General features: G+C 52.1%; 2 protein-coding genes. One reads left to right on the forward strand and one right to left on the reverse strand.

Going from position 1 to position 2,469, the window contains the following annotated elements:
• Positions 1–147: 147 nt before the first annotated feature.
• Positions 148–822, reverse strand: a complete 675-nt coding sequence (locus AC2FNC_RS20660) for an SOS response-associated peptidase (protein WP_496716551.1) — start codon at positions 820–822, stop codon at positions 148–150.
• A gap of 1,232 nt (positions 823–2,054) precedes the next feature.
• Between AC2FNC_RS20660 and AC2FNC_RS20665 the strand changes: the two genes are divergently transcribed.
• On the forward strand, positions 2,055–2,207 hold the full coding sequence (locus AC2FNC_RS20665; RefSeq protein ID WP_496716553.1) for a hypothetical protein: 153 nt from the start codon (positions 2,055–2,057) through the stop codon (positions 2,205–2,207).
• Positions 2,208–2,469: the final 262 nt, after the last annotated feature.

Consider the following 2,469-nt stretch of genomic DNA (forward strand, 5'->3'; position numbering starts at 1 on the left):
TGTCGAGCTATCTTACGAACTTGAACAGGCCAGACCATGGAAAGAAAACTGGGCGCCATATTCCGCCAAGTTTATTCCAGTATGACCATAAACGAGGTCCGCATTGGGCTCAAAGCGGACGAATGAAAAGCTCAAAGGATAGAGCATTCAGGTCAACGGATCTGACTTCTCACTTTCGCCGCTGCGAACGATTTGCATATCGTCCGCATTGTAGGGCTGAAGTAGGTCTAAGGCCTCTTCGGGGTTTCCCGACATCCATTGCTCGTAGTCGTCCGCCTTCAGGATCACCGGCATTCTTTGCGGGTGAATTGGTTTTACAATTTCATTCGCTGTCGTGGTGATTACGGTGTAAGTCGCTGCTTCTTCCGGCCCGTCCTTGCCCTGATAGCGCGACGTCTGCCACATTCCGGCAAACGCAAAAGGCGGGCGGTCTTCTTCACCCTTGAGGGCAAACCAGTAATAGGTTGCAGGGCTACGTCCCTTGGCTTCACAGAACGAACTGGCAGGGACCAAACAGCGCCTTTCCTCGAAACTGCCACGCCAAAGCCCGCTTGAGCGCACCTTGTCATCTCGCGCGTTGTTCCAAGCTCCAGGTTGGATAATTGCCCCTGTCTTCTTCGATTTCTTCGTGGTTCGAAATCCCCAACTAAGCAGCACGAGTTCCCGCTTTCCATCCTCGGCCAGCCTGACTACCGGGGCCATGTGCTTTGGATAAATCGCGGGCAGCGGTTCAGCATTCCCGAGACGGTTCTGTTCAACTGCTACATCAAACAGCTGGCGCATTGCTTCTGCGGGAATGGTGTTTGAGTACAGGTTGCACATAAGACAACGGTAGGCTTCTTAAACCGTTTGGACAAGCTCCAGAAGTTCGCTATCTGTTCTGCATGTCTGACTGGCCTTATCGAATCCCCTTTGACCTTTACAAGGAACTTGAATCCCGGCGAGTTGATGATTGGCAGGCGGCGATCCGCGCTTGGGCCAAATCCCATGGCCTAAGGATCAAGCTGCACTGGTGGCCTTACCTTGAACAACAGATAGCCGATTTACATTCACGGCGGTACACAGCTGGGTCACAGGACCACTGGGCAGCAATACGTGACTGGCTGGTTCGGAATGACGTGCCTGTTCCAAACAATCTGCCGGGGTGGCCAGAACAAGAATAAGGGCTGGCTGAGGGGGTCGAGGCCAGCCCCTATCTTCGTCACGAGGGGGTAAGTGGTTATTCTGACCCCAATCTACCCAACTCAAGCAAAGCCCGAAATTGGGGGATTCCCGTAACATTGCAAACTTCATCGAAAAAGTCTGTTTCCAAACGGCGAACAGTGAGTTTCAAAACGAGATGTGGACACAATTTCGCCACAATGTGATCCTCTGTCGGTGGGTGGCGCGTGTTGATTTTAGAGCGTTCCAGTTTTTCCATCTGGATTTGAGGGGGTTGTTGAGTTCGGCGCGCCGCCCCACGAGTTCACCATTAATCCGTCGGAAATAAAATTGCGTTTTTTGAATGTTCGAACGCAACCGCACCTTTCATCTCATGGACGCAATTTGAACAAGTCGCACAAGTAGCAGTGTGGTGCGGCGCGCCTAGATGGGGATTTACGATTTCAATGAGGGGGTACGAGTTCGGCGCGTCGTACTACCGCCATCGGGCAGGCTCTGGATTGTGCTTGGTGCTTTGCTGATCGATACTGGAACTTATAGACGCCACTGACCAAAACCATGGGCGAATCTGTTTGGTTGTTAGTGTCTTATTGGAGGCGGTTTGAAATCTATTACAGTGCAGAGTAGCGGTCCGGATTTTTGGCTCATCGCCGGGATACTACTGGGCGTCATCCTGCTTTATTTGGCCTTGCGATTGATGTTCCGCGTATTCGGGACAACCAAAGAGAAAGTCTCGTGCCGTTGGAAGAGAGACACCGCGCAGGACAAGGAAACTTTGCGCGCTTGGAATTGTCTGGCATGCGGTGTTACAGCATATTCTGGAAACGGACGGAAACCCACAGGCTGCCGCAGATCCGCAAAACCACAAAGCTTATAGTCAGGATGGCACGGACATGAATGTAGATGAACCGAAGCTGGTGATGTCAGACAGGTGCAAGGCTGTGCTTTTAGACGGGTATCGGTTTGAAATCGAAATCTACCGCTTGGACAACCAGGACAAATGGACGTTGGAAGTGGTGGACCATGAAGACGCCAGTTATGTCTAGGACGACAAGTTTAACTCGGACCAAGAAGCCCTGGATACAGCAATTGCGATCCTGAACAACGAAGGCGCGTTGGGCTTCATGGGGAAAGAACAGAGACCTTAGGGTAATCTTCCTAATTATGAATGTCATACTGGTCTTTTGCCTGCTCCCATGAGAACGGCGGTGAGAAAGTCGACCACGGTAGCGGCGGGATAACCCTGCTGCGGGCGGCGTAAAAGTCGTCCATCTTTGCCCTTCTTTTCGTAACGGGGGGGGCGGGAGG

The sequence above is a fragment of the Ruegeria sp. BHSA123 genome (genome assembly GCF_059613425.1).

Bases quoted from the DNA above. Each gene is read 5' to 3' on its own strand.
- AC2FNC_RS20660 (WP_496716551.1), bottom strand. From the start codon at position 822: ATGTGCAACCTGTACTCAAACACCATTCCCGCAGAAGCAATGCGCCAG.
- AC2FNC_RS20665 (WP_496716553.1), top strand. From the start codon at position 2,055: ATGAATGTAGATGAACCGAAGCTGGTGATGTCAGACAGGTGCAAGGCT.